The following is a 22202-nucleotide window of genomic DNA, read 5'->3' on the forward strand; positions in this document are numbered from 1 at the left end:
TTTTATTTATATTTTAACAAGGGATAAAAATGAAAACCTTACTGTCCTCTACTGCGCTAGTTATGTGCGCAGGAATGGCTTGCGCACAAGCTGCCGAAAAAAATGACTGGCATTTTAATATTGGTGCCATGTACGAAATAGAAAACGTCGAAGGTCAGGCGGAAGATATGGATGGACTGGGCGAACCTTCCATCTATTTTAATGCAGCAAATGGACCATGGAAAATTTCGCTGGCGTATTACCAGGAAGGTCCGGTCGATTATAGTGCAGGTAAACGTGGTACCTGGTTTGATCGTCCGGAGCTGGAAATTCGCTATCAATTACTGGAAAGCGACGACGTTAATTTTGGCTTGACCGGTGGTTTTCGTAATTATGGCTATCACTATGTAGATGAGCCCGGGAAAGATACCGCGAATATGCAGCGCTGGAAAGTACAACCAGACTGGGATATTAAACTCAGCGACGACTTACGTTTTGGTGGTTGGCTCGCTATGTATCAGTTTGTCAATGAGTTATCGATAACGGGTTATTCCGACAGCCGTGTAGAGAGCGAAACAGGTTTTACGTACAAGATCAATGATATGTTCTCGATGGTAACTAACTATTATCTTGAGCGTGGTTTTAATATAGATAAGTCGCGTAATAACGGCGAATTCTCTACTCAGGAAATCCGCGCTTACTTGCCGATCTCCTTAGGCAATACGACATTGACGCCCTATACTCGTATTGGGCTTGATCGCTGGACTAACTGGGACTGGCAGGATGATCCTGAGCGTGAAGGCCATGACTTCAACCGACTGGGATTATTATATGCATATGACTTCCAGAACGGCCTGTCAATGACGCTGGAATATGCCTTTGAATGTGAGGACCATGACGAAGGTGAGAGCGATAAATTCCACTATGCCGGGATAGGTATTAACTACGCCTTTTAATTGAACTGGGGCAGATTGATGCCCCAGTCTTTAAGCCAACGATCCTGTTAACGAAATGCGTGTCTTGACGGTAATATTTGTGACTGTTTTTTTTCCGGCAATCAGATTAAATAGTAAGCGGCAGCTTTCTTCACCTAATGCCTGCGTTGGCACGTCAATCCCGCCCGGCGGTGGCGTCAACATGAAGGAAAGCATCTCATTACTGTAACCAACAATGGCCAGTTGCTGAGGAATAGCGATATTTTTTTCGGCGGCCACGCGATATAAGCTCATGAGTTTCAGACTGTCGGTAGCAAATACGGCATCCGGCAACGGTTGTTGACTTAATAATTCTCTGGCGGCTAACAGCGCGCTTTCATGCGTATAACCACCGTCAATAATCCATTTTTCATGCAGAACGAGGTTATGTGCGGTAATACTGGTTTTATAACCATTAACCCGATCGATAGAAACGTGGAAATCGAGCGGCGCATGGAGGCAGGCAATACGGTGATGACCGTTATTAATTAAGGCGTTTGTTAACGCAATGCTGTCGCGAAAATTATCCGTATCAACCGAATAAACATGATTATATTGACCCTCAACCTTACCAATAACAACAACCGGGACATCATACTTATCCAGTTGTGCAAAAAAGGTTTCGTCTGCGGGCGAGCTAAGCATAATGATGCCTTTAATCAATTTTTGTTTGATTTTACTTTCACACTTTTGCAGATCATCCTCAGTACTACGTGAAGTTTGTAATATCACGTCAAACCCTTCCTCTTCTGCTTTGGCGGTAATCGCATGTAACACTTCTGAGAAAAAAGGGTTCCCCGCCGTGGTTTTTGCTGAACGGGTGGAAATAACCATAATGGCGTCAAAACCGGACGTTGTCAGTGCCCGGGCAAGCTTATTTGGCTGATATTGTAATTCATCAATGGCGCGCAGGACTTTTTCGCGCGCTTCCGGTGAGATATTCGTCTGCTTATTGAGAACGCGCGACACCGTCGACTTTGAAACTCCCGCAACACGCGCGATATCATAAATAGTGGGGGACATATTCCTGAAAACTCCATCCAAGAGCGAATAGTGAACATCTTATGGAGTTCACTCGCGGATGACAACACAGGCGGTTGATAATCAACAACCTGCCCCCATTTCTATAAGCATACATTATAATTTTCTTCTCTTCAGGCTCAACAGGATGGCAATGAAGCGACTTAAAACTGAACTCAACGCGCTGGTCAACCGTGGGGTAGACAGGCATTTGCGTCTTGCCGTAACCGGGTTGAGCCGCAGCGGTAAAACGGCGTTTATCACGGCGATGGTTAACCAGTTGCTTAATGTTCACGCGGGGGCTCGCTTGCCATTGTTCAGCGCGGTACGCGAAGAACGTCTGCTTGGCGTAAAGCGCGTGCCTCAACGTGATTTTGGTATTCCCCGTTTTACCTACGACGAGGGGGTACTCCAGCTTTATGGCAATCCTCCCGCCTGGCCCACACCGACGCGCGGCGTCAGTGAGATTCGGCTGGCGTTGCGCTATCGCTCAAACGACTCTCTGCTGCGCCATTTTAAAGATACCTCAACATTGTATCTGGAGATCGTGGATTATCCTGGTGAATGGTTACTCGATCTGCCCATGCTGGCTCAGGATTATTTAAGCTGGTCCCGTCAGATGAACGGTTTGTTGCAAGGGCAACGGGCTGAGTGGGCCGCGAAATGGCGGCTGCTTTGCGAAGGACTCGATCCGCTGGCGCCCGCCGATGAAAACCGGCTGGCGGAGATTGCCGTCGCCTGGACGGACTATTTGCATCAGTGTAAATCGCAGGGATTGCATTTTATTCAACCTGGACGATTTGTTTTGCCGGGCGATATGGCGGGCGCGCCGGCGTTGCAGTTTTTCCCGTGGCCGGATGTGGACGCTTTCGGCGAGTCAAAACTGGCGCAGGCGGATAAACAAACCAACGCCGGAATGCTGCGCGAACGATTTAACTACTATTGTGAAAAAGTGGTCAAAGGATTCTACAAAAATCATTTTCTACGCTTTGATCGCCAGATTGTGCTGGTGGACTGTCTGCAACCGCTCAATAGCGGTCCGCAGGCGTTTAATGATATGCGTCTCGCCTTGACGCAGTTGATGCAAAGTTTTCACTATGGCCAGCGGACGCTGTTTCGCCGATTATTCTCACCGGTAATTGATAAATTGCTGTTTGCCGCGACGAAAGCCGACCATGTTACCCTTGATCAACATGCCAATATGGTAGCTTTACTCCAGCAGCTCATTCAGGACGCCTGGCAAAATGCCGCGTTTGAAGGCATTAGTATGGATTGCCTGGGGCTGGCTTCAGTGCAGGCAACCACCAGCGGCGTAATTGAGGTCAACGGTGAAAAAATCCCGGCTTTACGTGGAAACCGTTTGAGTGACGGCACGCCGTTAACGGTGTACCCCGGCGAAGTACCTTCCCGCTTGCCGGGTCAAGCATTTTGGGATAGTCAGGGTTTTCAGTTCGAAGCATTTCGCCCGCAGGTGATGGATGTTGATAAACCATTACCGCACATTCGTCTGGACGCTGCGCTGGAGTTTTTAATAGGAGATAAGCTGCGATGAGCGAACCGTTAAAACCGCGTATTGATTTTGCAGAACCGCTGAAGGAGGCACCTACGTCGGCCTTCAAAGCGCAGCAAACTTTCAGCGAAGCGGAGTCGCGCACATTTGCGCCTGCGGCTATCGATGAGCGCCCGGAAAATGAAGACGCGGCAGAAGCGGTGGTCGATGCCGCGCTGCGCCCCAAACGTAGCCTGTGGCGTAAAATGGTGATGGGAGGGCTGGCGCTGTTTGGCGCGAGCGTGGTAGGGCAAGGCGTACAGTGGACAATGAATGCCTGGCAAACCCAGGATTGGGTCGCTTTAGGCGGCTGTGCCGCAGGCGCGCTGATCATTGGCGCTGGCGTCGGATCGGTAGTCACAGAGTGGCGACGATTATGGCGATTGCGCCAACGGGCGCATGAGCGGGATGAGGCGCGTGAACTGTTACATAGCCATAGCGTCGGGAAAGGTCGAGCGTTTTGCGAAAAACTGGCGCAGCAGGCGGGGATTGATCAATCACACCCGGCATTACAACGTTGGTATGCCGCTATTCACGAAACGCAAAACGACAGGGAAATCGTCGGTCTGTATGCGCATCTGGTGCAGCCGGTGCTAGACGCGCAGGCGCGGCGTGAGATTAGCCGTTTTGCTGCAGAGTCGACTCTGATGATCGCCGTCAGCCCGTTAGCGCTGGTGGATATGGCGTTTATTGCCTGGCGTAACTTACGTCTGATTAACCGCATCGCAACGCTGTATGGCATTGAACTTGGTTATTACAGCCGTCTTCGTCTGTTCCGCCTGGTGTTGCTGAATATCGCGTTTGCGGGAGCCAGTGAGCTGGTGCGTGAAGTCGGTATGGACTGGATGTCTCAGGATCTGGCGGCACGCCTTTCCACGCGCGCGGCGCAGGGGATTGGCGCAGGGCTGCTTACGGCTCGGTTGGGAATAAAAGCGATGGAGTTATGTCGGCCATTGCCGTGGATCGACAACGATAAACCACGCCTCGGCGATTTTCGCCGTCAGCTTATCGGTCAGCTAAAAGAGACGCTACAGAAGAGTAAGCCGTCGCCTGAAAAATAGTCCTTCACAGGGCGCTGACTGCCTGGCTTTACGCCGCAGCGCCCATTTCTCCGTCATGCTGTCAATATTTGTTGACAGAATCCTTCCTGCCAGCCGAATAGTGGCTTATCATCTATTCAATGGTTCATTATTCAGGTGAAGGTTCTCATGCGTCTGGAAGTCTTTTGTGAAGACCGACTTGGTCTGACCCGCGAATTACTCGATTTACTGGTGTTACGTAGCATTGATTTACGCGGAATCGAGATTGATCCCATTGGGCGAATTTATCTTAATTTTGCTGAGCTGGAATTCACCGACTTTAGCCGCCTGATGGCTGAAATCCGCCGTATTTCCGGCGTAACGGATGTCCGTACCGTTCCCTGGATGCCGTCCGAACGTGAACATCTGGCCCTGAGCGCGTTGCTTGAGGCGTTGCCAGAGCCGGTGCTCTCATTGGATATGAAAAGTAAAGTGGAGATGGCGAACCCGGCGAGTTGTCAGCTCTTTGCTCAGAGTCAGGAGCGAATGCGACATCATACCGCCGCGCAATTAATCAACGGCTTCAATTTTCAGCGTTGGCTGGAAGGTAACCCGCAAAGTTCCCATAACGAACATGTGGTGATCAACGGGCAAAACTTCTTGATGGAGATTACGCCGGTACATTTACAAAACGAAAATGACGAATACGTGTTGACCGGGGCGGTAGTGATGCTGCGATCCACGATTCGTATGGGGCGGCAGCTACAGAATTTGTCCGTGCAGGATCTGAGCGCGTTTAGTCAGATTATTGCTGTGAGCGCAAAGATGAAACACGTCGTTGAGCAGGCGCGCAAACTGGCGATGCTCAGCGCGCCGCTGCTGATTACCGGCGATACGGGAACCGGCAAAGATCTTTTCGCCCATGCCTGTCATCAGGCAAGCCCTCGTTCAGCAAAACCGTATCTGGCGCTGAACTGCGCTTCAATCCCGGAAGATGCCGTAGAAAGCGAACTATTCGGTCATGCGCCGGAAGGTAAAAAAGGCTTCTTTGAACAGGCGAATGGCGGTTCGGTGCTGTTGGATGAAATTGGCGAAATGTCGCCGCGTATGCAGGCGAAGCTGCTACGTTTTCTCAACGATGGTACGTTCCGTCGCGTCGGCGAAGATCACGAAATTCATGTTGATGTCCGCGTTATCTGCGCCACGCAGAAAAATCTGGTGGAGCTGGTGCAAAAAGGACTGTTTCGCGAAGATCTCTATTATCGACTTAACGTTCTGACGCTTAATTTGCCGCCGTTGCGCGATTGTCCGCAGGATATTATGCCGTTGACGGAACTGTTCGTGGCGCGTTTTGCCGACGAACAGGGCGTTCCGCGACCGAAACTGTCTGTCGATCTGAGTACGGTACTCACTCGTTACGGCTGGCCGGGCAACGTACGCCAGCTTAAAAACGCGATTTATCGGGCGCTGACGCAACTGGAAGGATATGAGCTACGGCCGCAGGATATTCTGCTGCCTGATTACGACGCCGCGACGGTGGCCGTCGGCGAGGATGCGATGGAAGGCTCGCTGGATGATATTACCAGTCGTTTTGAACGTTCTGTTCTGACCCAGCTTTATCGTAGCTATCCGAGTACGCGTAAGCTGGCGAAACGGTTGGGGGTATCGCACACAGCCATCGCCAATAAGCTGCGTGAGTATGGTTTGAGCCAGAAGAAAGGTGAAGAGTAGAGAAAAGAAAGCCTCCGAATGGAGGCCTTCTTGTGACAAAAGAGCACCGCCTGTAGCACTGACAAGCGTAGCGCCATCGGACTATGCCTTCAGGACGTTCAGCGCGGCGACATAATCCGGCTCGTGGGTGATTTCATCTACCAGTTGGCTGAAAATAACACTGTCGTTTTCGTCAATCACGATAACCGCGCGCGCCGCCAGCCCTTTCAGCGGACCGTCAGTGATTTCGACGCCGTAATTTTTCAGAAACTCGGTATTACGCAGAGTGGAAAGCGTAATTACGTTGCTCAGACCTTCCGCGCCGCAAAAACGCGACTGTGCAAAAGGCAGGTCAGCAGAAACGCACAATACGACGGTATTCTCCACTTCTGTGGCCAGTTGGTTAAACTTACGGACTGATGCTGCGCATACGCCAGTATCGATGCTTGGAAAAATATTAAGCACTTTGCGTTTGCCCGCATACTGGCTGAGTGAGACGTCAGACAGATCTTTTGCGACAAGAGTGAAAGCCTGTGCTTTGCTACCAGCCTGCGGAATAACGTTGGCAACAGTGACCGGGTTACCCTGGAAATGTACAGTCTGTGACATAATTATGTTCCTGTTTACTTATAGTTAACGTCGAAAACCAGTTTAAGTCATTATTCGTTAACACGGCAAATACTATTTGTGGCAAGCCGCGTCCGGCGCTATCTGAGAGGAAGAGATGAGAGCTGTTAAGGTATACGAGGAAACCTGGCCGTTACATACGCCTTTCGTTATTGCGCGTGGTAGCCGAAGCGAAGCGCACGTTGTTGTTGTCGAACTCGAAGACGAGGGCGTAAAAGGTGTCGGGGAATGTACGCCTTATCCACGCTATGGCGAAAGCGATGCCTCGGTTATGGCGCAAATCATGAGTATTGTGCCTCAGTTGGAAAATGGGCTAACCCGCGAAGCATTGCAGAAACTGTTACCGGCAGGCGCAGCACGCAACGCGGTGGATAGCGCCTTATGGGATTTGCAGGCTCGCCAGCGGCACCAAAGCCTTGCCGAGTTGCTCGGTGTGACGCTGGACCCTGTTTTTACCACCGCGCAAACGGTAGTGATAGGCACGCCGGAACAGATGGCGGCCAGTGCGGCGGCATTATGGGAAAAAGGGGCGACGCTGCTGAAAATTAAACTGGATGCGCGTCTGATTAGCGAGCGTATGGTGGCGATCCGCGCGGCGGCGCCGGAGGCGACGCTCATTGTGGACGCCAATGAATCGTGGCGTCCGGAGGGGCTGGCGGCGCGTTGTCAGTTACTGGCGGATCTGAACGTCGCGATGCTGGAACAACCGCTGCCCGCACAGGATGACGCCGCTCTGGAGAATTTTATTCATCCGTTGCCCATCTGTGCGGATGAAAGCTGCCATACCCGCAGTAGTCTGAAAGCCCTGACGGGGCGCTACGATATGATCAACATCAAGCTGGATAAAACCGGCGGCCTGACCGAGGCGCTGGCGCTGGCAACAGAAGCGCGGGAACAAGGATTCGGCCTGATGCTGGGCTGTATGCTCTGTACATCAAGGGCGATTAGCGCCACGCTGCCGCTTATGCCGCAGGTGAGTTTCGCCGATCTTGATGGCCCAACATGGCTGGCGGTCGACGTTGAGCCCGCGCTGCGCTTTACGACGGGTCAACTCTATCTTTAGGATGCCAGCGCAGCAGATTTGACATGGCCGGCAGGTATTTTTCGCTGGCTTCATCGGCGGAAATAGGAGGAAACTCGGCGGTAATACAGTGTAGGTTGAGGTCGGCGCACCAGCTGCCAAATGAACCAGGCGTTTCATAGCCTACGCTGGTCACCAGCGGTAACGCAAAAGCATGAGCCAGCCACTCGCCTAGCTCGCTGCGACGAGGATCTTCAATGCAGGATAACGGATCGTGAAAAGAGACGACCCAGGCGGGTTGAAGTCGATGAATTAACTGACAAAGCGCCTGGGTTTCCGGTTCTGAGCCGGGATGGTTGCCGGTTAACAGCACGACATCACGTTCTTCCGTGCTGCTATTCCAGCGGTAAACTGTTTCACCCGCTTTCCAGTTGGCGGCGGGAAAGTTACGGTTTAAATCAATGCCATTCGCATTTGCTCTTAACCCCAGTTGGCAGCCATCAGGGTTAACGGCAAGTACGACATGATGACGGCGAAGCGATGGATTTAAGGTTCGTAACGCACAGGAAAGCGTAACCACGGAGGACGTTTCATCCCCGTGGGTGCCAGCCAGTATCAGGCCGCTTTCGCGATCGGCGGCGGGCGCCGGAAACCAGATTAGCGGCGCGCCAAGTCCTGAATGTCCGTAATGTTCAGTGCCTGGCGGAAATGCGCCGCGCTCGGCACGGGGGCGGGTGATAGTCATACGCGTTTCCCGAAGCTGAAACTATTGGGGTAATCGTCGTAGTGTTGTGTAAAACTCGCCGATTATCAAATGGTTTCTATTTACTATCTCATAGGGCGCTATATCAACTTTCTGCCGGATACAGACTGGCCGTAGTAAACATCATTTATTATGGTTTGCTGAGTGAACTAACGTTATTGCATTTTTATATATGATTTCAGTGACATAAAAAATTAACAATAGTTATTATATATGAATGATAGATTTGTTCAGATGTCTGGTCTGATATAAACATATTTAAATCTTATTTTATAATTGACAAGTTTAATTCTACTTATAAAATGTTAAATGCCGAATTAAATATTAACTATAAGATAATTAATGTTTAAAAAAACTCCATTTAATAATAAGGATAAGCAATGAAAAAAAGTAGTTGGCTAATCATTATTACAACTCTGACGGGATGTTCATCTTCTCCTCCTTTGGTTAGTGGTAATGAGTTTTATAAAATTTTTCCAGCACCTGGCGGTAATGGCCCTGTCCCTCCTGACCCGCAGGAGCCAGGATTGGCAATACCTGGCCCGGGAGGCGTCAATAAACAAACAACTTCCTCTAACGCACCTCTTCCAGTACCAAAAGATAATCCTAGTGTATCTATCATGAGTATGAGCGGGGCCGTACTGACAGTATGGGGACGCCATAGAAACTCATGGTTATGGGGTTACACGCCCTGGGATTCAAACAGTTTTGGTGAATTACGTAACTGGAAAATAATACCGGGAAAGACTCCGGGAACAGTGCGCTTCGTCAATCAGGGAACCGGAACATGCATGACATGGGGAGTTGGAATAAGCGGTGACGGTGGATTTATACACACCACTTGCGATCCACGCTCTGCTGTGTTCGATTTTCACTTAATTCCGACACTCAATGGCAATGTCTTTATTAAGTCAGTAGATCTCAATCGTTGTATTCGGGCAAGATTTTTAGACAGAACAGCAAGCTCCCCATATGCTTTTGAAATATTACAGGCAGAATGTCCAAAACCTGGGGAGAAAAATATTGAGTTGCAGTGGTCTATTAGTGAACCTCTGCGGTCTGCTCTTGCAGCTATTTCTAAGCCAGAAATTAGGCCAGCCCCTCCGCCACCCCCACTTGTTGATGGTTTAACAATAAATGATTCAGATTCAAATAATATATCAGCCACTCAAATTCAGCCTGTAATTTATTAAAAATGAGGTTGCAAAATTGAAAAATATACTACTTTTCTTCGTCTGTCTTCTTACCTTTCCAGCGCACGCTGCATTAACTGATTATAAAGTTGCCACATGGAATTTACAGGGGTCTTCTACAAGAAGCGAAAATAAATGGAATGTGAATGTACGGCAACTTATTAGTGGGGCTGGAGCTGTTGATATTTTAATGGTTCAGGAGGCTGGACGTCCACCAGCAAGTGCGGTTGATACTGGAAGAATTATTAATTCACCCGGTATTCCGGTTCGTGAACTTACATGGAATTTAGGAAGTAACAGTCGTCCCCAACAAGTTTTTATCTATTTCTCACAGCTTGATGTTTTTGCTGGACGCGTTAATCTTGCTATCGTAAGCCATCGTCGTGCAGATGAGGTTATCGTTCTTCCCCCTCCTTCGACAGCATCGCGTCCTATAATGGGAATAAGAATAGGTTCAGATGCGTTTTTCACTATTCACGCCCTGGCAAATAGGGGAGTAGATGCTCCAGCGGTTGTAAATAGTGTTTTTGAGTTTTTCCGTAATAGCCCAAGGCCGGATATGCAGGCTACAAACTGGATGATTGCGGGCGATTTCAATCGTAATCCAGATAACCTCAGAATGGCGATCGAAACTCCTGTAAGAAATAATACTGTCGTATTAGCACCTTCAGATCCTACGCAGCGCAGCGGAGGGATACTGGACTATGCTGTTGTAGGCAATGCGATTGCATTTATTCCGCCAGTGCTGAGGGCCGGATTATTATTCGGGGAAAGAGCGACTCAGATATCATCAGATCATTACCCGGTTGGTATTTTCTTACCACCTCCTGGAGAACCAAGATGAAAAAAAATATAATAATGCTATTTTTCTTTACAAGTATCCTGACTGGTTGTGGCTCATCGGTTAATAATGAGAGATTAGTTTCTCTGAATCCTGGAGAAGACATATCGGGTGCTGAAAATGGATCGTTGTTTAGTATTCGTAATATACAAAGTGGCTTTATGATAACTAATATTCTTGATCAACAGGGGCGGGAACAAAGTGGCTGGGAACTGATACAACAGGAAACACCAATAGAAGTATTGGCAACTACCCCTGGGGGGTGGATTCAATTTCATGACCCAATTACCAGACAGTGCCTTAATGCTATAAACGGTGTCGCTTTAACCAAAGGGACATGTGATTTAAAAAATCGAGAATCGTTATTTGTGTTAATACCATCTACCACAGGTGCGGTGCAAATTCAGTCTGTGCATTCGAAAACGTGTATTATTGATCAGGATAATACCGATCATTTTCTATTCGGTCGTTGTGTCGCTGATATCCAGAATCCACAACAAGTAGTCCCTGAAAAAAATCTTTGGATGCTCAATCCACCAGTCACTGCATCCTCCATGGCTCCCATCAATATATAGTTTTTATAAGTGAAAACTACTTGTGTGATTCCCCTTCGAAAGTAATTGTTCAACAAGTAGAAGGGGAGTTGCAGACGATAAAACTCCCGCTACATCCATGACAGATGTCACCACATTATATAGACGATGAACAGCTTTAAGTAAGCAAGAAAAAAAGGGACTCCTTGCGAAGTCCCAGCATAACGTTAATTGCCTGAGTCATTATTATATTGCTGCGGACTCTCGCTTTCACACTTAAAGCCATTTTCTTTATGTCATATGCAGCAAGGTTTAGACGTTGACTTAGATCACATATTAGCGAGCTAACTACTATAAAATCTTACACACCGCGATAGAGTGATGTGTGGAAGAATGAATGCGTCTGGTCGTCACATGTAAAATATGCTTGAGTATCTTCGACACTGATAGAAGGTTCACCAAAGGCCAGAAAGACGAAGAGTTTGAAAACTTCTGCTAATAAAGACCCTATTTCGTTTTTTCAGCCTTGCGCGCTCTGCTATGCCAGGACTCCATGAGATGACGAGACGTGGAGTTTATGACGTTCTTACCATCTAGTTAAATAGAAAACAGTGACGGGGGAGCACTCAGTATTCGTCAGTCATTCGGTTGTGAAAGATAGCGGTCATGAGAGGTTCTGTCCAACAGGAATGAGCGAAGTCAAAAAAATATAGCCCAGCGGTATAAAGATCTGCGGAGCTTTTTTGATGGTATAGTGATTAACCCGAAGTGGGGTCGCTGTGTAAACACTGGATGAGATAAATCCTTATATTTCACTGTATTAGTAAAAATACTTTCTTCTTTGAGGAACTTCTATGAGGCATTCTGTTTCAGTAACCTGTTGTGCGCTGTTGGTTAGCAGCTTTTCCCTGGCATATGCTGCGGATGTTCCCGACGGAATGGTACTGGCAGAGAAACAAGAACTGGTGCGTCATATCAAAGATGAGCCAGCCTCATTAGATCCAGCGAAAGCCGTTGGGCTGCCTGAAATTCAGGTGATCCGCGATCTGTTTGAAGGGCTGGTTAACCAGAACGAAAAGGGTGAGATTATCCCTGGCGTCGCCAGCCAATGGAAGAGCAATGATAATCGTATCTGGACGTTTACGTTGCGGGATAACGCGCAATGGGCTGATGGAACGCCAGTGACCGCCCAGGATTTTGTCTATAGCTGGCAACGCCTGGTTGATCCCAAAACGCTTTCCCCCTTCGCCTGGTTTGCCGCTCTGGCTGGTATCACCAATGCGCAAGCCATTATCGATGGTAAAGCCACGCCTGACCAGCTTGGCGTCAGTGCTGTAGACGCGCACACTCTGCGTATTCAGCTTGATAAACCGTTACCCTGGTTTGCCAGTCTGACCGCCAATTTTGCCTTTTATCCGGTCCAAAAAGCGAATGTCGAAAGCGGCAAAGACTGGACAAAGCCGGGGAAACTGATCGGCAATGGCGCGTATGTGCTTAAAGAGCGCGTGGTAAATGAAAAACTGGTGGTCATACCTAATACGTATTACTGGGATAACGCGAAAACGGTACTGCAAAAAGTGACATTTTTACCCATTAACCAGGAATCGGCTGCGACCAAACGTTACCTTGCCGGCGATATTGATATCACGGAATCTTTCCCTAAAAATATGTACCAGAAATTATTGAAAGATATTCCCGGGCAAGTTTATACGCCGCCGCAATTAGGGACTTATTATTATGCGTTTAATACGCAGAAAGGGCCGACGGCGGATTCCCGTGTTCGTCTGGCGCTAAGTATGACCATCGATCGCCGTTTGATGGCGGAAAAAGTCTTAGGTACCGGTGAAAAACCGGCCTGGCATTTTACGCCGGATGTCACGGCAGGATTTACGCCAGACCTTTCGCCGTTTGAGCAAATGAGTCAGGAAGAACTTAACGCCCAGGCTAAAACATTACTTCGTGCAGCAGGCTACGGATCGCAGAAACCGCTTAAATTAACTCTGCTTTACAATACGTCAGAAAACCATCAGAAAATCGCTATTGCGGTGGCGTCAATGTGGAAGAAAAATCTGGGGGTGGACGTGAAATTGCAAAACCAGGAATGGAAAACGTATATCGACAGCCGGAATACCGGTAATTTTGATGTTATTCGCGCCTCCTGGGTTGGCGACTACAACGAACCGTCGACTTTCTTGTCCTTATTAACGTCCACACATACGGGGAATATTTCACGCTTTGCTAATCCGGCTTATGACAAAATCCTGATGCAGGCGACGATGGAAAATACTGCCGAAGCGCGTAACGCGGATTATAATGCAGCGGAGAAAATCCTGACGGAACAGGCGCCTATAGCGCCTATTTATCAGTATACCAATGGACGGTTAATTAAACCGTGGGTAAAGGGATACCCCATTACTAACCCGGAAGATGTGGCTTATAGCCGTACAATATATATCGTGAAACACTGATCGGTACCGGCTACCTGATGATGTAAGGTGACCACAGCTAAACCCAAAGCTGGCGCGGCTTACAGCGCCAGTTTCTCCTTCAGAACAGCAACAGGTTTGCCTGTCGTTGCACTTTCCCAGCTTCCAGAAGTAGGCTAGCCAACGACCTTGTCCTTCACTGCTGGTTAAGCGTTTTGATGCAATAAAAAATTTGTACAACTGTTATTAATGAACTTTTTGCATAAATATAATCGGATTTAATATACTCATTGTACCTGTATTTTGCTCCTGTAATGGCGTCTTTACGACGAAAGGGTGTTTTACCGTGGAATATTCAGAACTAAGTAACAACCTCAAAATGCCTATGGTTGGTTTTGGCGTTTTTAAGGTAACCGACAAAGAAGAATGTAAGCAGTCAGTGTTAAGTGCTATTCGCACCGGTTATCGCCTTATCGATACCGCCGCGGTATACGGCAATGAAGATGCCGTTGGTGACGCTGTTCGTGAAGCCATCGCGACAGGTCTGTGTACCCGTGAGGAGTTATTTATTACTTCTAAACTGTGGGTGCAAGATATGGCTAACTACGATATGGCCAAAGCAGGTATTGAAGCGTCGCTAAAAAAATCAGGGTTAGAATATTTTGATCTCTATTTACTGCATCAGGCAATGCGCGACTATTTCAGCGCGTGGCGTGCACTGGAAGATGCCTGGGAGGCGGGTAAACTGAGAGCCATTGGCGTATCCAATTTCTATGCTCATGTGTTAGCAAACTTCTGCGAAACCGTCAGAATTACGCCAATGGTAAACCAGGTCGAATTGCATCCATACTTTGCACAACCTGCCGCGCTGGAAACCATGAAGCACTATAACGTTCAGCCTGAAGCCTGGGCACCGTTAGGCGGCGGGAGACATACACCGTATGAAAATGAAATGCTCCGAAGGATTGCCGATGCTCATCAAAAGACCGTCGCCCAGGTTGTCCTGCGTTGGAACGTGCAACGTGGTGTCACGGTCATTCCTAAATCCACTCGACAGGAACGTATTGAAGAGAACTTTGCCATCTGGGATTTCTCTCTGACGGATAACGAAATGGCTCAAATCAACGCTCTTGATTTAGGCTATGTTGGCGAAGCGGTGAAGCATTTTAATCCTGAATTTGTTCGCGGTTGTCTTGGCGTTAAAATCCATGACTGATCGCGGCGCTTGCTGATGTTTTCTCGCATTAGCCATTCATAATACCGGTTACCGGGGAATAGACGGCAACCGTGTGATATTCGCCTGGTCGTCAGGCACCGAAGGCACCATCGATGGTGTGCATTGCGCCGGTGACGAAAGAGGCTTCCGGGCCGGCCAGCCATGCCACCATTCCTGCCACTTCTTCAGGTTTCCCGTGTCGTTTGATCGCCATGAAACTGTACATCAGCTCTTTCATTGGGCCATCTTCCGGATTAATGTCGGTATCGATGGGGCCAGGCTGCACAACGTTTATCGTAATTTCCCATTTACGTGGCGGCGTTGGCGGGGAAGTCTATAAAGACAGTCTGGCCTTTTCCGGCAACTATTATTTCCCTCTTACCGGCTGGAAAACGTCAGCAACGCATGAATTCCATGATGAGCGTCCGGCGTATGGTTTTGATCTGCGAACAAAAGGCATGTTCCCCGATTTTCCCTGGTTCAGCGGCGAGTTGACATATGAACAGTATTACGGGGATAAAGTTGATCTGTTGGGTAACGGTACGTTAAGCCGGAATCCCCGCGCCGCAGGTGCGGCTTTGGTCTGGAATCCTGTCCCTTTGCTTGAAGTCAGAGCAGGATATCGGGACGCCGGTAACGGCGGATCGCAGGCAGAGGGCGGTCTGAGAGTCAACTATTCCTTTGGTACGCCGTTACCTGAACAGCTTGATTACCGCAACGTTGGGGCGCCGTCAAACACGACAAATCGGCGTGCCTTTGTCGATCGCAATTACGATATCGTCATGGCGTATCGGGAGCAGGCCAGTAAAATCCGCATTACGGCAATGCCGGTGTCAGGCTTGTCCGGGACGCTGGTTACATTAATGGCGACGGTAGATAGCCGTTACCCGATCGAGAAGGTTGAGTGGTCGGGTGATGCGGAGCTTATCGCTGGACTTCAGCTTCAGGGGAGCCTGGGCAGCGACCTTATCCTCCCACAACTTTCGCTGACGGCAACTGATGAAGCCACCGGAAGCGTTACTGCGCCAGTCGTCGGAACAGAAATGCGAGCCAGAACGCTTTGTATAAACAATATGGACTGTACCGATGCGTTCAATTATCAGTGGGAAATCTCGGATGAAATGAAATCCTGGAAATCTGTACCGGGGGCGACAAAGGCCACCTGGCTTCTTCCTTATAGCCTTAACGGAGAATCGCTACAGAATAAATATATCCGCGTCAGAATTATTTCTGATCAGGAAAATGCTAAGGGTAATACCGCAACCTCTGATGCGAATTAATGTTTTAAAAAGGATCAACAGTGCGCATGTCGAAACATAATCTTATTATTTATAGCTTACTTCTGGCGGCTATGCCGATAAGCGTCTCGGCGGATTCGTCGACAACGTCCGCGGCAACCGTCGGGATGCTTTCTCCTCCTACGGCGCCGAGCGTTGGGCACAGACCTGGCTCGCCGCTGAGTGATTATGGGTTGGAATTGAATGGGTATTATGGGTATGTTGAATCATATATACCTATACCAGGCATGCTTTTAAAATCAAGAATGGTTGGGAGAGTCCGTGATCCTGATACTTAAAAATATCAAGCTAATGAAACGGCCACCACAGTATGTACGTATTATCGCGTTGAGAAAGATGATTCACAGCATGAGCTTCTACGTGAAAAACCATGTAAATATGCAATTGTTATCAGTGAAGATAATGTAGGTTCGAAGATAAGAATTGAGCATTATAACGAAACAGATATGGTCTCAGCACCCGGATATACGCCTGTGCCGATGGTTTCTGAACTCCATTCTATTTAAACAAAACGTATAGTTAAATTGAGTTCAGATTTATCTGTCATTAGTGCAGATAAATATTTACTGATGCCAGGAGAGAGTGCTGATGTGAAAATTATTGTTAAAGATATAAATAATAATCCCATAACTAATCTCAATCTCCAGTGTGGGCATATTCCAACAGGAAATTGGAATAGTCGGTGCGATATCAAAACCGGGGGTAATCCCGGAGAGTATATTCAGACGGTAACTTATAATGGAGGTTCAAATGGAGAGTTGAGATTAACATATAGATATTTTTGGGAATTGATTAAAGACAAATTTACTATCTCCGGGATAATAAAAAAGTAGAGTGAAAATAGCAATGAATAGTGGGTTGGCTTTTATCTCACTTATCTTATTATGGATGTTCGCCTGGTTCTTTAGCAGATTGCTAAATAATTATTATGGCTAAAATAATACAAACGTTAAAAGGAGAAATTTTTATGACACCAGCAACAACACAAGATTATATCTCATTGGGTCAGGAGCACTCTGTGACCTTTGGCAAAACGCAACTGACGCTCAAACCCGGTATACTGGCTGAAGGTGAACCATTACCCTGCACAAAGGGACTGGTGAGTCATGATTTATTGCCGGATTACTGTATCCCGGGTATAAAAAAACTGATTATTGTCGTCCCATCACTGGATACGCCAGTTTGTGAATGGCAGGTAAAAGAGTATAGTGACCACCTTAAATCAGCGGGCAGTCACTCAAATCGGGCGGTGTATGTGTTGAGTATGGATACGCCATTTGCCCAGGCCCGTTTTATTCGCGATCATGATATTCATCCAGGCATAGTCTTTGTCTCTGACTACGCTTGCCGCCAGTTTTTGGATAATTCAGGACTGAAAATTAATGAGCTCAGTATTTTTGCCAGAGCGTTGATTGAGTGCGATGAAAATAATATGGTTACGCGTGTCATCGTACCGCGAGATATCACTCATATTCCTGCCTGCTAATAGTTTGTATGAACATAGCTCCTGCACGGTGAGCCGGATTATCGGCAGCTCCGGGGAGTAGACTTTTATATGCGCCTTCCTGTACTACGAAGGCGTAAACTCATACTATTGCATAACGCCATAAGGAACTGAAAATGACGCCAGCGGATGGGGCAGGTTAACGTTATGGCTCCCCTGAATTTCTGCAATAATCGTCTGGTAGCCGGAAAGCCACTTATGACTTTGAGATTTGGCTTGCTGGTGCTGTAAATTGTTTATCAAGAGCTCCATCGATTCGCGGGTCTGCCAGTAGTAATTGTTAATCACTCTTCCGCTGGCGGCATCGGTATAGCTTTCCATACCAATATAGCCATCAATAGACTGCGTATAGCGCTCAATCCAGCCATCCAGTTGATAAAACTCTTCGTCGTACTCTTTTTTTTCGAAAATAAAACTCGTCAGAAACAGCGACATAGTATTTCTCCTGTTACGCATATCAATCAAACACCCATCAACGTGGATTCAAAACGTAAACCCGGCATCATTTTTTCAAGGCCGTCAGTCAGCATGTTTCCTGCCGCGTACAATTCATCAACTGGCATTTCCGGCAAGCTTTCAAGGATAAACCACATCGTTTTATCTGAAGCGCTTAGTCGGGTACGTACTCCCTGACGCCAGTTCCAGCGCCGACAGGTGACGCCTCTGTCATCGCGCCAGATAACTTCGCCCGGTTCTGGCGACTCGGTGACGGGTTGTCCTTCTTTCAGGGTATCAAATGTTTCACTACCGTCAGCGAAAACCAGTCGTGGCGATCCACAATAAGCCGCGCTATTTTCGCCGCCTACCGGGACGGCATAGCGCAGGCTCACAGCGTTATAAAGATCAACTACCGGGTCCAGCGCCGCCATTGTTCCATCCTTCAACACGCGTTTTCGTAGCGCTTCTGCCGAGCAGGGGGTGCGCTTTGGTTTTGCGCCGAATGCTTTAAACACCGCATTCCAGGCGTCTATATGCGCCTGTCCCCACGCAGGCTGGCCGTTAAGTACGGTCTGGCAGGCCTCTTTTAACGCGATTTCTCCAACCTGCGCATCGCGAACCGGAGCGGCAATAACATTAATACTTAATGCACGAAAGCCGGGAGCGATAAGGGCCAGTTCCGGGCTGATTGACGGTAACATAGAAGACATCGCATAATCCTGTAATGACTATTTTATTCTATGATATCGACCAATGACCAAAAAAGTCAACTTATCGACTGCGGCAGGCGCCGACGTCAGCACAATAAACGAAGCTGTTTCCCAACGTATCAAACAATTTCGTAGCCAAAAAAAGATGTCGCTGGATGAGCTTGCGCGGCGTTCCTGCGTCAGTAAAGGAATGCTGGTGGAAATTGAAGGCTGTAAAGCCAATCCGAGCATTGCTCTGTTGTGTAAGATCGCGGCTGCAATGGGGGTGTCCGTGGCGGATTTTGTCAACGTCGCCAGCGAGCCGATAGTACATCTTATCGACCGGGATGCTATTCCGGTATTGTGGCGCGGCGAGAAAGGCGGCAGCGCGAAGCTGATAGCGGGAACCAGCGGGCCGGATATGCTGGAACTCTGGCAATGGATAATGCATCCTGGTGAACAGTTTGAATCGGCAGGACATCCGGCCGACACCTGTGAATTACTGTTTGTTAATCAGGGAACACTGACGTTAACGGTCGACGATAGACGCTTTATTATTCGGGAGGGCTGCTCCGCTGTAGCCAGAACCGATATGCCTCATGCCTACTTTAACGACACTAAGGAGGTGCTTGAATTTACCATGACAGTGAATGAAAAGAGCCGTTGATCACCGTGAGGAAGGCGCTAACAACCCGTCACCAGGACAGGGAAGCCTCGGCGCCCGATAAGCGTTATCGGGCGCCGACTATCTTTTATTTTATCGCAGGCGCGGCCTCTGGGTCATCGATATATAACGTCTGGCTTGGGAAGGCGAAGTCAGCGCCGTTTTCCTGGACAATCGCAATAATTTTCAGGTAAACATCCTGCTGTACGGCAAGCCATTCCTGCCATACTGTCGTTTTGGTAAAGCAATACACCATAATATTCAGCGAAGAGTCGGCGAATTCATTAAAATAGACCAACAGCGTCTGTTTCTGATCGATATCACTGTGCGCCTGCAGCATGTTTCTGATGGCATCCACGATGAGGCCAATTTTGTCGGCATCTTCGTAACGTAATCCAATAACTGTTTTAATTCGACGGTTGGTCATTCGTCCCGGGTTTTCAACACTAATGGATGAAAAGACGGAGTTCGGAACATACAGTGGGCGGTGGTCGAATGTGTTAATTCGGGTAATTCGCCAGCCGATTTCGGCGACTGTACCTTCGATATTTCTGTCAGGAGAGCGAATCCAGTCTCCGATACTGAAGGGGCGATCGAAATAGAGCATAATACCGGAGAAAAAATTGCTCAGGACATCTTTGCCCGCCATACCAACAGCGATACCGCCGATACCGCCAAAGGTCAGCAGACCGGACAGACTCATGCCAAAATGTTCGCCATACAGTAAGACAATCGCGACAATAATGGTAATTTTTATGACCCGCGCCAGGATACGGGTACTGGTGACATCTCTACCTTTATTGACCTGTGCTTTTTCAAACTGGTTAATAATCAGGAACAGTTTTATCGTCAGAATAAGCGCAATGAGCGAAGTGCAGATAAAATCAATGATCCCGGAAGAGATAAACCGCAAATTATAATCTTCAATAGCATTATTCAGGATGCTCCCAATGGTTCCAATTATAATCGCGTAAATAAAAAACTGCGCAGCATGGAACGTGAATCCTTTCTTCCACTGTACATTACGGCTCAGCCAAAATCTCACGACCAGTAACGCCATGCCGCAACTGAAAAGTATCGCCAGATTAAACGCGTTTTTGAGAAAAAATTCAGTGAACATTATTGTTTTCCGCTCCTTCCTACGATAACAGCTCAGAATGGCCTGATTAACAGGTATTTTACCCAGGATAAACGCGCAGATCATCGATAAGTAAAAAGAAGAAGTAGTGCTATCAGCTTTAATTTCAGCGGTTTACTTTTTATGTAAATACAATGTCACGTTTTATGGGGCAGACATCGCGTGATTGTCATGGTATTGTTGCCATCAGGTAACAAAGTCATCTGTAAAGGACGATACTATGATCATGATGAAGCTGAAATCAGCGAAGGGGAAAAAATTTCTGTTATGCCTGCTGGTCGTGTTTATCGTTGCGGCCTCGGTGGTAACGCGCGCGACTATCGGCGGTGTGATTGAGCAATACCATATTCCGCTGTCCGAGTGGACAAGTTCCATGTATGCCATCCAGTCGGCAATGATTTTCGTTTACAGTCTGGTGTTCACTATTCTGCTGGCTATTCCTTTGGGGATCTATTTCCTCGGCGGAGATGAGTAAAATTAATGAGGTATTGGCCGGATGGCAGCGCCATCCGGCAGGGCGGAAGAGGGATTAATCGTCCTCATCGTCCAGTTCAACCGGCGTCTGATACTCATCAGGCTTAATGACTAGCAGGTCGCAGCGCAGATGGTCAATGACCTGTTCTGCCGTGTTTCCCAGAAACGCGGCCGAGAGTCCGGTACGTCCAACAGTACCAAGCACAACGATTCCCGCCTGGAGATGTTCGGCAAGATCCGGGATAACTTCTTCCGGCAAGCCTTTTTCCACATGTGTAACTTTCTCATCGATGCTGAATTTCTGGCGCAGCGCTTTCATCGCCAGTAAATGCTGGCCTCTGATGGCGTCGTTATACACGCTGGGATCAAATTCCGGCAGCTCAATGGCGATATTGATTGGCGTAACGGGGTAGGCGCCGACCAGGTGCACTTCGGTATGATTAACCTGCTCTGCCAACTGTAAGGTCTCTTTTACCAGCTTTTCGTTGAGAGCATTGTGATAGGGCTCTTCGCTTGCCAGGTTCACGGCGACCAGTGCTTTACCACCTTCTGGCCACGGCTGATCTTTGACCATCCACACGGGGCTTGGGCATTTGCGCAGTAAATGCCAGTCGGTAGGGGTGAAAATGACCGCTTCCAGTCGATCGTGCTGATGCGCCATTTTCAACACCAGATCGTGACTGCTGGCGATAACCTCCTGGATGATGGCCTCAAAGGGACGATTGTGCCAGACCACTTTAATTTCAATGGGGACACCGGCTTCAAGATAATATTTCGCCTGCTCACGTATCCAGGCTGTGCGTTGGCTTATTACACCCTGACGCATTGCGGTACGTTCGTCAGGAGAAAGCAGGGTGGTCATCTCATACGAGAAATCATAAATAGGCAGAAAAGCTTTAATTTTGCCGCCAATCCGTTGATGCAAATAAACTGCTCGCCGTAATGCGGGTTGATCGTCCTGGTTGGGATCGATGACCACCAGCATATTTTGATACATAGCCATACAGGGTCTCCTTACAACTGTCATCGCAGTTTGTAACTAAAGAGTAACTCAAATATGGTGAATGAAACAGAGGGAAGCGCTTCTGCCAGATCAATAAATCAGAAAAATTTAACGATATGGCAG

At 48.1% G+C, this 22202-nt stretch carries 20 protein-coding genes and 3 pseudogenes; 15 read left to right on the forward strand and 8 right to left on the reverse strand.

Going from position 1 to position 22202, the window contains the following annotated elements; genetic code table 11:
• The first annotated feature begins 29 nt into the window (after positions 1-29).
• Complete coding sequence (locus ACE15A_RS10765; RefSeq protein WP_023246462.1) at positions 30-935, forward strand: OmpG family monomeric porin; 906 nt, start codon at positions 30-32, stop codon at positions 933-935.
• Between the two features lie 30 nt (positions 936-965).
• Here the strand turns inward: ACE15A_RS10765 and ACE15A_RS10770 are convergent, their stop codons facing one another.
• Positions 966-1976 carry a LacI family DNA-binding transcriptional regulator gene (locus tag ACE15A_RS10770; RefSeq protein ID WP_053511158.1) on the reverse strand — a complete coding sequence of 337 codons (1011 nt, stop codon included), beginning with the start codon at positions 1974-1976 and terminating at the stop codon, positions 966-968.
• A 151-nt stretch (positions 1977-2127) separates the two neighbouring features.
• Between ACE15A_RS10770 and ACE15A_RS10775 the strand changes: the two genes are divergently transcribed.
• From ACE15A_RS10775 to tyrR, 3 genes are all read left to right on the forward strand, one after another.
• Complete coding sequence (locus ACE15A_RS10775) at positions 2128-3525, forward strand: YcjX family protein (RefSeq protein WP_023246460.1); 1398 nt, start codon at positions 2128-2130, stop codon at positions 3523-3525.
• Entirely contained in the window at positions 3522-4583 is a 1062-nt protein-coding gene (locus ACE15A_RS10780; RefSeq protein WP_053511160.1) for a YcjF family protein, read from the forward strand. The genes ACE15A_RS10775 and ACE15A_RS10780 overlap by 4 nt, the downstream gene beginning before the upstream one ends.
• 147 nt (positions 4584-4730) lie before the next feature.
• Complete coding sequence (gene tyrR, locus ACE15A_RS10785; protein ID WP_064055767.1) at positions 4731-6272, forward strand: transcriptional regulator TyrR; 1542 nt, start codon at positions 4731-4733, stop codon at positions 6270-6272.
• An 81-nt stretch (positions 6273-6353) separates the two neighbouring features.
• Here tyrR and tpx read toward each other — a convergent pair whose 3' ends face one another.
• Positions 6354-6860 carry a thiol peroxidase gene (gene tpx, locus ACE15A_RS10790; protein ID WP_023246457.1) on the reverse strand — a complete coding sequence of 169 codons (507 nt, stop codon included), beginning with the start codon at positions 6858-6860 and terminating at the stop codon, positions 6354-6356.
• A 115-nt stretch (positions 6861-6975) separates the two neighbouring features.
• Here tpx and ycjG point away from each other — a divergent pair, with 115 nt between their 5' ends.
• The gene (ycjG, locus tag ACE15A_RS10795; RefSeq protein WP_053511165.1) at positions 6976-7941 is read left to right on the forward strand and encodes an L-Ala-D/L-Glu epimerase; all 966 of its coding nucleotides are present in this window, start codon (positions 6976-6978) and stop codon (positions 7939-7941) included.
• On the opposite strand, the gene mpaA is transcribed toward ycjG, so the two are convergent.
• Complete coding sequence (mpaA, locus tag ACE15A_RS10800; RefSeq protein WP_023246455.1) at positions 7916-8644, reverse strand: murein tripeptide amidase MpaA; 729 nt, start codon at positions 8642-8644, stop codon at positions 7916-7918. The genes ycjG and mpaA overlap by 26 nt on opposite strands.
• Positions 8645-9042: 398 nt before the next feature.
• Between mpaA and ACE15A_RS10805 the strand changes: the two genes are divergently transcribed.
• From ACE15A_RS10805 to ACE15A_RS10825, 5 genes are all read left to right on the forward strand, one after another.
• Complete coding sequence (locus ACE15A_RS10805) at positions 9043-9855, forward strand: hypothetical protein (RefSeq protein WP_071891432.1); 813 nt, start codon at positions 9043-9045, stop codon at positions 9853-9855.
• A gap of 16 nt (positions 9856-9871) precedes the next feature.
• The gene (locus tag ACE15A_RS10810) at positions 9872-10699 is read left to right on the forward strand and encodes a cytolethal distending toxin subunit B family protein (RefSeq protein WP_024149535.1); all 828 of its coding nucleotides are present in this window, start codon (positions 9872-9874) and stop codon (positions 10697-10699) included.
• Positions 10696-11271, forward strand: coding sequence for a hypothetical protein (locus ACE15A_RS10815; RefSeq protein WP_023246452.1), 576 nt, complete (start codon positions 10696-10698; stop codon positions 11269-11271). The genes ACE15A_RS10810 and ACE15A_RS10815 overlap by 4 nt, the downstream gene beginning before the upstream one ends.
• Positions 11272-12083: 812 nt before the next feature.
• On the forward strand, positions 12084-13697 hold the full coding sequence (locus tag ACE15A_RS10820) for an ABC transporter substrate-binding protein (protein WP_053511169.1): 1614 nt from the start codon (positions 12084-12086) through the stop codon (positions 13695-13697).
• Positions 13698-14001: 304 nt separating this feature from the next.
• Positions 14002-14871: an aldo/keto reductase gene (locus ACE15A_RS10825; protein WP_053511171.1), complete on the forward strand. Its 870-nt coding sequence runs from the start codon at positions 14002-14004 to the stop codon at positions 14869-14871.
• 91 nt (positions 14872-14962) lie between these two features.
• Here ACE15A_RS10825 and ACE15A_RS10830 read toward each other — a convergent pair.
• A pseudogene (locus ACE15A_RS10830) lies at positions 14963-15172 on the reverse strand (SDR family oxidoreductase); the annotation flags it as partial.
• On the opposite strand from ACE15A_RS10830, the pseudogene ACE15A_RS10835 reads away from it, so the two are divergent.
• From ACE15A_RS10835 to ACE15A_RS10845, 3 genes and pseudogenes are all read left to right on the forward strand, one after another.
• Positions 15150-16151: pseudogene (locus ACE15A_RS10835) on the forward strand (inverse autotransporter beta domain-containing protein); the annotation flags it as partial. The pseudogenes ACE15A_RS10830 and ACE15A_RS10835 overlap by 23 nt on opposite strands.
• 26 nt (positions 16152-16177) lie before the next feature.
• A pseudogene (locus ACE15A_RS10840) lies at positions 16178-17002 on the forward strand (ZirS family two-partner secretion-like system exoprotein).
• A 95-nt stretch (positions 17003-17097) separates the two neighbouring features.
• Entirely contained in the window at positions 17098-17655 is a 558-nt protein-coding gene (locus ACE15A_RS10845) for a peroxiredoxin (protein WP_072158795.1), read from the forward strand.
• A 105-nt stretch (positions 17656-17760) separates the two neighbouring features.
• Here the strand turns inward: ACE15A_RS10845 and ACE15A_RS10850 are convergent, their stop codons facing one another.
• Both ACE15A_RS10850 and ACE15A_RS10855 read right to left on the reverse strand, forming a co-directional pair.
• Entirely contained in the window at positions 17761-18108 is a 348-nt protein-coding gene (locus ACE15A_RS10850; RefSeq protein ID WP_053511177.1) for an antibiotic biosynthesis monooxygenase, read from the reverse strand.
• A gap of 26 nt (positions 18109-18134) precedes the next feature.
• Positions 18135-18821 (reverse strand): B3/4 domain-containing protein, encoded by a 687-nt coding sequence (locus tag ACE15A_RS10855; protein WP_023246444.1) that lies wholly within the window; start codon positions 18819-18821, stop codon positions 18135-18137.
• 43 nt (positions 18822-18864) lie between these two features.
• Here ACE15A_RS10855 and ACE15A_RS10860 point away from each other — a divergent pair, with 43 nt between their 5' ends.
• Positions 18865-19467 (forward strand): helix-turn-helix domain-containing protein, encoded by a 603-nt coding sequence (locus ACE15A_RS10860; protein WP_053511179.1) that lies wholly within the window; start codon positions 18865-18867, stop codon positions 19465-19467.
• 85 nt (positions 19468-19552) lie between these two features.
• Here ACE15A_RS10860 and ACE15A_RS10865 read toward each other — a convergent pair whose 3' ends face one another.
• Positions 19553-20584: a mechanosensitive ion channel family protein gene (locus ACE15A_RS10865; RefSeq protein WP_053511180.1), complete on the reverse strand. Its 1032-nt coding sequence runs from the start codon at positions 20582-20584 to the stop codon at positions 19553-19555.
• Positions 20585-20822: 238 nt separating this feature from the next.
• Here ACE15A_RS10865 and ACE15A_RS10870 point away from each other — a divergent pair, with 238 nt between their 5' ends.
• Positions 20823-21077: a DUF2534 family protein gene (locus tag ACE15A_RS10870; RefSeq protein WP_023246441.1), complete on the forward strand. Its 255-nt coding sequence runs from the start codon at positions 20823-20825 to the stop codon at positions 21075-21077.
• A gap of 54 nt (positions 21078-21131) precedes the next feature.
• Here the strand turns inward: ACE15A_RS10870 and uspE are convergent, their stop codons facing one another.
• Positions 21132-22079, reverse strand: a complete 948-nt coding sequence (uspE, locus tag ACE15A_RS10875; RefSeq protein WP_001262140.1) for a universal stress protein UspE — start codon at positions 22077-22079, stop codon at positions 21132-21134.
• Between the last annotated feature and the right edge of the window lie 123 nt (positions 22080-22202).

The organism is Salmonella sp. HY31, from assembly GCF_042604575.1.
GTDB classification, from domain to species: domain Bacteria; phylum Pseudomonadota; class Gammaproteobacteria; order Enterobacterales; family Enterobacteriaceae; genus Salmonella; species Salmonella diarizonae.

What these genes read in the sequence shown, in the direction of transcription:
- ACE15A_RS10765 (WP_023246462.1), top strand. Translation starts at nt 30, where the DNA reads ATGAAAACCTTACTGTCCTCTACTGCGCTAGTTATGTGCGCAGGAATG.
- ACE15A_RS10770 (WP_053511158.1), bottom strand. Translation starts at nt 1,976, where the DNA reads ATGTCCCCCACTATTTATGATATCGCGCGTGTTGCGGGAGTTTCAAAG.
- ACE15A_RS10775 (WP_023246460.1), top strand. Translation starts at nt 2,128, where the DNA reads ATGAAGCGACTTAAAACTGAACTCAACGCGCTGGTCAACCGTGGGGTA.
- ACE15A_RS10780 (WP_053511160.1), top strand. Translation starts at nt 3,522, where the DNA reads ATGAGCGAACCGTTAAAACCGCGTATTGATTTTGCAGAACCGCTGAAG.
- tyrR (WP_064055767.1), top strand. Translation starts at nt 4,731, where the DNA reads ATGCGTCTGGAAGTCTTTTGTGAAGACCGACTTGGTCTGACCCGCGAA.
- tpx (WP_023246457.1), bottom strand. Translation starts at nt 6,860, where the DNA reads ATGTCACAGACTGTACATTTCCAGGGTAACCCGGTCACTGTTGCCAAC.
- ycjG (WP_053511165.1), top strand. Translation starts at nt 6,976, where the DNA reads ATGAGAGCTGTTAAGGTATACGAGGAAACCTGGCCGTTACATACGCCT.
- mpaA (WP_023246455.1), bottom strand. Translation starts at nt 8,644, where the DNA reads ATGACTATCACCCGCCCCCGTGCCGAGCGCGGCGCATTTCCGCCAGGC.
- ACE15A_RS10805 (WP_071891432.1), top strand. Translation starts at nt 9,043, where the DNA reads ATGAAAAAAAGTAGTTGGCTAATCATTATTACAACTCTGACGGGATGT.
- ACE15A_RS10815 (WP_023246452.1), top strand. Translation starts at nt 10,696, where the DNA reads ATGAAAAAAAATATAATAATGCTATTTTTCTTTACAAGTATCCTGACT.
- ACE15A_RS10820 (WP_053511169.1), top strand. Translation starts at nt 12,084, where the DNA reads ATGAGGCATTCTGTTTCAGTAACCTGTTGTGCGCTGTTGGTTAGCAGC.
- ACE15A_RS10845 (WP_072158795.1), top strand. Translation starts at nt 17,098, where the DNA reads ATGGCTAAAATAATACAAACGTTAAAAGGAGAAATTTTTATGACACCA.
- ACE15A_RS10850 (WP_053511177.1), bottom strand. Translation starts at nt 18,108, where the DNA reads ATGTCGCTGTTTCTGACGAGTTTTATTTTCGAAAAAAAAGAGTACGAC.
- ACE15A_RS10855 (WP_023246444.1), bottom strand. Translation starts at nt 18,821, where the DNA reads ATGTCTTCTATGTTACCGTCAATCAGCCCGGAACTGGCCCTTATCGCT.
- ACE15A_RS10860 (WP_053511179.1), top strand. Translation starts at nt 18,865, where the DNA reads ATGACCAAAAAAGTCAACTTATCGACTGCGGCAGGCGCCGACGTCAGC.
- ACE15A_RS10865 (WP_053511180.1), bottom strand. Translation starts at nt 20,584, where the DNA reads ATGTTCACTGAATTTTTTCTCAAAAACGCGTTTAATCTGGCGATACTT.
- ACE15A_RS10870 (WP_023246441.1), top strand. Translation starts at nt 20,823, where the DNA reads ATGATCATGATGAAGCTGAAATCAGCGAAGGGGAAAAAATTTCTGTTA.
- uspE (WP_001262140.1), bottom strand. Translation starts at nt 22,079, where the DNA reads ATGGCTATGTATCAAAATATGCTGGTGGTCATCGATCCCAACCAGGAC.